The 6,036-nt window shown below is 64.5% G+C and carries 6 protein-coding genes; 3 read left to right on the plus strand and 3 right to left on the minus strand.

The genetic code is table 11. From position 1 onward, the window contains the following. Positions 1-242: 242 nt before the first annotated feature. The 3 genes from OXF11_21305 to OXF11_21315 all read right to left on the minus strand — a co-directional run bounded on the left by OXF11_21305 (position 243) and on the right by OXF11_21315 (position 2,507). Complete coding sequence (locus OXF11_21305; protein MCY4489628.1) at positions 243-1,295, minus strand: cupin domain-containing protein; 1,053 nt, start codon at positions 1,293-1,295, stop codon at positions 243-245. Positions 1,296-1,321: 26 nt separating this feature from the next. Beyond that, positions 1,322-2,005 carry an iron-containing redox enzyme family protein gene (locus tag OXF11_21310; protein MCY4489629.1) on the minus strand — a complete coding sequence of 228 codons (684 nt, stop codon included), beginning with the start codon at positions 2,003-2,005 and terminating at the stop codon, positions 1,322-1,324. 121 nt (positions 2,006-2,126) lie between these two features. Continuing rightward, positions 2,127-2,507, minus strand: a complete 381-nt coding sequence (locus tag OXF11_21315) for a thioesterase family protein (protein ID MCY4489630.1) — start codon at positions 2,505-2,507, stop codon at positions 2,127-2,129. Between the two features lie 157 nt (positions 2,508-2,664). On the opposite strand from OXF11_21315, the gene OXF11_21320 reads away from it, so the two are divergent. The 3 genes from OXF11_21320 to OXF11_21330 all read left to right on the plus strand — a co-directional run bounded on the left by OXF11_21320 (position 2,665) and on the right by OXF11_21330 (position 5,825). After that, on the plus strand, positions 2,665-3,846 hold the full coding sequence (locus OXF11_21320; protein ID MCY4489631.1) for a CaiB/BaiF CoA-transferase family protein: 1,182 nt from the start codon (positions 2,665-2,667) through the stop codon (positions 3,844-3,846). Positions 3,847-3,858: 12 nt separating this feature from the next. Then, a complete protein-coding gene (locus tag OXF11_21325) occupies positions 3,859-4,506 on the plus strand; it encodes a hypothetical protein (protein MCY4489632.1) in 648 nt (215 codons plus the stop codon). Between the two features lie 257 nt (positions 4,507-4,763). After that, positions 4,764-5,825, plus strand: coding sequence for an amidohydrolase family protein (locus OXF11_21330; GenBank protein MCY4489633.1), 1,062 nt, complete (start codon positions 4,764-4,766; stop codon positions 5,823-5,825). Positions 5,826-6,036 lie beyond the last annotated feature (211 nt).

Below are 6,036 nucleotides of genomic sequence, written 5' to 3' on the forward strand. Positions count from 1 at the left end.
GAAACGAGCCGCGCCGTGGCGTCGGTGCCGCCGCCGGGACTGGAAGAGACCAGGACCGTGACGGTCTTGCCCGCGTAGTAATCGTCCGCCGCCATCGCGGCGCCGGCGCACAGCACGACTCCTGCAAACACGGATGCGAGAACGGTCGCGCGATATCCACCTCTAACCATTTTTGTATTCCTCCTTTGCTGGCCTGCCTTGGATATTATGGTTGGTCACGCACTGTCAAACTGGCGAAGCCGTCACATGGCCACGCCGGTCTGGTCCATGCCCTCCTGGCGGTGAAGCCCGAAGGCTTCCAGCACCGGGATGTCGTGCATGGAAAAGAGCAGCGCCTCCTCGCCGGCCGAGCGGTTGGCGTGCTCGTGCCAGCTCCACAACGGCACGATGAAGGTGTCCCCCTGGTTCCACTCCAGCGTCTCGCCGTTGATCACGGTGGCGCCGCTGCCCCGGAACGCGTGGTAGATGCTGGTGCTGTTGTGGCGGTGCGCGCGGGTGCGCTCGCCTGGGCGCAGCATCTGCGCCCAGCAAGACAGGGTCGGCAGCGTCCGGCCGCCGGTGAGCGGGTTGACGTATTCGAGGGCGACGCCGTCGTAGGGATCGGCCGGCGTCTCGGCCAGCGCCTGGAGCGCGCGGTAGGTGTCTTGCCAGCGGTAGTGGAGCGGCATCGGCGCCGGCTGCTCGCCGGAGCGCACCGGGCGGGTCATGCCGAAATGGGACGGTTCCTGTACGCTCGCATGGGTGGCCTGTTTCTCCTCCGAATAAGGCTCGTACGAGATCACCTGCAACGACTGGATCAGCGGCACGTCGAGACCGTCGAGCCAGACCATGGGCTCGCTGCCCTCGTGGCCGTGGTCGTGCCAGGTCCACTGGGGCGTGAGGATCAGGTCGCCCGCGGCCATGGGAAGTTTCTCGCCGTTGACCACCGTATAGGCGCCTTCGCCCTTCACGATGAAGCGAATGGCGGCCATGGTGTGGCGATGGGCCGGGGCCACCTCGCCGGGCTGGATCAACTGGCAGGCCAGCAGCATGGTGTGGCTGGTCATCTCGATGTGCCGCATCCCGGGGTTGACCAGGCGGATTGTGCGGCGCTCGGTGCGTCCCTTTTCGATGCCGATGCGGTCACGGGTCCGGAGGAGACTGTCGTAGACGTCGTTCCACTTCCACAGATGGGGCACCACTTTCGTCTTGGGGTCGGGTGTGCGCTCGTGCCGGTCGAGTTTCCACAGCCCCGAGAGCCAGCGGTCGGCCAGCAAGTTGTCCAGATCCGTCAAATCCTGCGTTTCGGTCTTCATCGGGTGCCCTCGATGTGCACGCGCGTTCAGCGTAGCTCGTAGCCCATCTCGTAGTGGATGTAGATGCCGTCGAAGAAGAACCAGCGCATCTTCGCGCTTTCCCGCGCGTAGTCGATGGCCATTTGCTGGAGCTCGGGCGTGGTGCAGTACCGTTCGAGGATCTCGAAGCCCCGGCCGCCGTGCTCCGTGTCCACCTCGGCATGGAGCCAGAAGTGCTCGATGTCCGCTTCGTCGAAGCGGTAGATCTCGCGCAGGGCGGGCAGCACCTTGCTGTAGAGCATGGGGGACTGGGACTCGGTGCCGACATTGGTGGCGGCCACGCTGGCGATGAAGGACTCGTCCCGGCACACGCGGTTGAACCAGGTTGCCCAGGCCTCGGTGGTGGGCAGGCCCCGGCCGCGCTTGGCCGCTTCGGCATCGCCGCCGTTGGCGGTGGCGAACCGCAGGATGATGTCCAGGTGCGGCCGTTCGGGGTCGCTCTCCTCCAGGTAGTTGCCCAGCAGCAGCCGTTGCACCGCGAGCGGCGTGTTGGCCGCCTTGTACAGCTCGCCGCGGTAGATGTTGCTGATCCAGTGGTACTGCTCGATGGCCCAACCCGCCATGGCGTTGCGGCTGAGCTCTCCCGCCGCCCACTTTTCGGTGAGCGGGTGGTTGGCGCAATGCCGTTCCAGCACCGCGGCTTCAAGCCGTTCGCGTAGCGAGTTTGCCATGTGTGACTCCCTCCCGACTTGCGTGTCCGCGCCCCATGCACCGGCCACGGCAGGCCGGGCGATATCAGCACGCCCCGGCCGGGGCTGTCAAGCGCGGCGCCGCGGATGCAGCGGGTTAGGATCATTCCCTCCGCGGTAGTCGATCCCGCTTCACCACTACCCGCTGGTGGCGTCCTTCGCCGATCATCTCCCGTTCGTTGTGCGCCTCCACGGTAAAGGTGAGCCTCCGTCCTTCGACCTCCACGAGCTTGGCCGCGGTGCGGACGGTCTCGCCGATCCTGGTCCCGGCGATGTGGGAGATCTCAACGCGGACGCCCAGCGACACCTCGTCGTCGTCGAGGAACGGGGCGACGGCCTCCACGCAGGCGCGCTCCATGTGCCCCACCATGGCCGGCGTCGAGTACACCACGAAGCCCTCGTCGGCGATGTGCGCCGCCGCCATGGCCTGGGTCGTTTCGATGATCCATTCTCCTTCGAGTCCTACCTCGAGCTGCTCCTTCATCCGACCTCCACGATGCAGGTATCAGGAAAAAGACAAACGGTGCGGTGGAACAAGGCCGATGGTGCGCGCCTGTTGCCTATTCGCCATTCCTTACTATTATACTGGGACCATTGTGGCATAGTTTCGGTGGAGCATGGAAAGGAAGGTGTCCTGAATCATGAGTGCGGCATTGCAGGGGACCATGGCGCTGGATCTCAGCGGCCACGTGGCCGGGCCGTTCGCCGGGAGTCTCTTGGGCGATCTCGGGTGCGACGTGATCAAGGTGGAGTTGCCGGACGGGGGTGACACGCACCGCGGACGGAATCCGCTGTACGAGGGCTACGGCCCCAGCTTCCGGGCGCTCAACCGCAACAAGCGGAGCCTGACCCTGGACCTGCGGAAACCCCAGGGCAAGGAGATCCTGCTCAAGCTGCTGGAGAAGGCGGATGTCCTGCTGGAGAACTTCCGGCCGGAGACGCGCGTGAAGCTGGGGCTCGACTACGAGCGCCTGTCCAGGCTCAACCCGAGGCTGGTCCACTGCTCCATCACCGGGTACGGACAGGAGGGGCCCTACCGCGACAAGCCCGGCTTCGACACCATCGGCCAGGCCCTGAGCGGCATGCTGAGCCTCATGACCGATTTCGACAAGCCCAAGGTGGTGGGGGTCTCGGTCACCGACCATTCCACCGGCGTGTTCGCCGCCTACGGCATCCTGGCCGCGTTGATGGCGCGCCACCATACCGGCCGCGGCCAGTTCGTGGACGCGTCGCTGCTGCGCATCAGCCTGGCGTTCATCGAGTCCCACATGGCCGACTACCTGAACGGCGGCGAGGCCATCACCCGGGAGAATTTTCCCCGGGGTCGCATCTACTGCTTTGTTCCCAGCGACAAGAAGGCCCTGGTGATCCACCTCTCCGGACACCAGAAGGCCTGGGAGGGCCTGGTGACCGCGGTGGGACGCCGGGACCTGCTGGACGAGCCTCGCTTTGCCACGCGAAAGGACCGCTGGGAAAATCACTACGACATCGTTCCCATCCTGCAGGCGGAGTTCGAGAAGAAGCCGCGGGACCATTGGCTCCAGGCGCTGGACGCGGTCAGCGTGCCCAACGCGCCGATCTACAAGATCGACGAGGTGTTGGACGACCCGCAAGTGAAGGACCTGGGCCTGCCGCAGGAGATCCGCCACCCCAAGATGGGGTCGAGCAACCTCATCGGCAACGCCGTGCAGTTGTCCGACACGCCCACGCGGTTTCACCGGGCCGCGCCGCTGCTGGGCGAGAATAGCGAAGAGATCCTGCGCGGTCTGGGCTACGACGATGCGGCGCTGGCGGAGCTGCGCGAGAGCGGGGTCACTTCATAAAGGGAGCAGTTCATGACCAGCAGCGAATTCGTTCAGGAGTTGCGGGACAAGGTCAAGACCTTCTGCGCCACGTTGGACGACCGGCCGCCCGCCTACAGCTACGTTCCCCTCACCACCGACGAGGAGCGCGTCCGGGTGATGAAGAGCCGGCTGTGGAACGAGCTCCGCGCCGCCGACCTCTTCGGCGGTTGGCTCAAGACCACCCCGGAAATCGAGGTCAAGACCATGATGGCGCGGTCCGCCCACGAGGAGATGGTGCACGCCGGGCTGCTCTCGGCGCGCATCCGGGAGTTGGGGGCGGACCCCTTCGACTACCGTCCGCTGCCGGCGCAGATGTCCATGTTCAACGCCATGGAGGGACTCCCGGACAGTTGCCAGCGGCTGGCCGGCTTCTCCATGGGCGGCGAGGGAATAGCCAACTACCTCATCGAGAAGTGCCTGGCCGCGCCTTCGGTCCCGGACTGGATCAAGGCCCCGTACAAGCGCATCCTGGCCGACGAGGAGGGTCACGGCACCGGCCCCGAGGAGATCCTGCAGCGCTACGCCATCACCCCGGAGATCCAGGACGCCGTGCGCCGGTCGGTGGCCATGCGCCTCGTTTTGATGCGCGAGTACCTCGGCAGCCTGGACCGCTGGGCCATGAAAGAGGCGGAATGGTAAGCGCCCCACGCATGGGCGGGGGTGAAAGCGGCGTCCTTCGACTTCGCTACGCGAAGCCTGTCCCGAGCTTGTCGAAGGGCTCAGGACGAACGGTAAGGACTCGGGACCAGCGGAAAACAGTCCACCACCGTTCGTCCTGAGCGTAGCGAAGCGAAGTCGAAGGACGCCATCATTCTTGACGGCTCAAGACCGGTAATGCTAGACGCTAGGGTTAAGTGCGTAAAAGTCTATGAAACGTTCACAAGGGGGTAGATCAAATGGCCGATAACGGAACACTGCCGGGCTGTGAAGTCATTGTCTCGTCGGACTCCCACGTCATGGAGCCGTCGGAAATCCTGGTGGAAAGGGCTCCCAAGGGTTTCAAGGATCAGGTGCCGCGCTTTCCCCAGCTGAAGTTGGGGGAGAGCTTCCAGACCCAGCCGGGCGGATCGGATCCGGACAAGCGCATCGCCGAGATGGAGACCGACGGCGTGAGCGCGGAGGTGCTCTTCCCGACCTACCTGCTGCCGCACTTCGCCATGGACGACGCCAAGCTGCAACAGGTGTCGTTCCACGCCTACAACGACTGGGTGATGGACTATTGCTCGGTGGCGCCCAACCGCCTGGTGGGGGTCGGCGCCATCTCCATGTACGACATCGACGAGGCGGTCAAGGAGCTGGAGCGTTGCGCCAAGATGGGCCTCAAGGGCTCGCTCATCTGGCAGGCGCCGCACGCGGACCTGCCGTTCCACTCCGACCACTACGAGAGGTTCTGGGCCGCCTCCGCGGATCTCAAGATGCCGGTGCACCTGCACATCCTCACCGGCCACGGCTACCACAAGAAGACGGTTTTCGGTAACCAGCGTATCGGCGTCGAGCCCTACCGTGGCAGCGTCAACCTCAAGCTCCAGGAGATCATCAACGCGGTCTTCGACTTCATCTTCTACGGCATCATGCATCGCCATCCCGACCTCAGGTTCGTGTGCGTCGAGAACGAGATCGGCTGGATGCCGTTCATGCTGCAGCAGTGGGACTACTACTGGAACCGGTTCAAGGGCGAGAACCCCATCTCCATCGACAAGAACCCCAGCGAGTACTTCAACGACCAGTTCTTCGGTACGTTCTTCCGCGACACGGTCGCCGGACACAACTTCGAGTGGTGGGGTCAGGACAACTGCATGTGGTCCAATGACTACCCGCACGCCAACTCCACGTGGCCGGACTCCAAGAAGTACATCGACCGCGACCTGGGGCACCTGCCCACGGACATACGGAAGAAGCTGGTGTACACCAACGTCAGGAACCTCTACCAGCTCGACATTCCGGATCCGGTTCAATAGTCCGATGGTTCGAAAGCCGCCCGCCTCCGGGCGGCTTTCCTTTTTCCACGGGGATGCGCGACGGAGGCGGACAGGCTCATCGCGGTGCCCGCAAACTGCCTTGCGGAAAGGGGCAAGCTCATGGCCAGGAACGGTTTCAAGGTATTCGACAGCGACATGCATATCATGGAGCCCCCGGATCTGTGGCCTCGGTACCTGGCGCCGGAGTTTC

It is taken from the genome of Deltaproteobacteria bacterium (assembly GCA_026712905.1).
In the GTDB taxonomy this organism is placed as follows: domain Bacteria; phylum Desulfobacterota; class Binatia; order UBA9968; family JAJDTQ01; genus JAJDTQ01.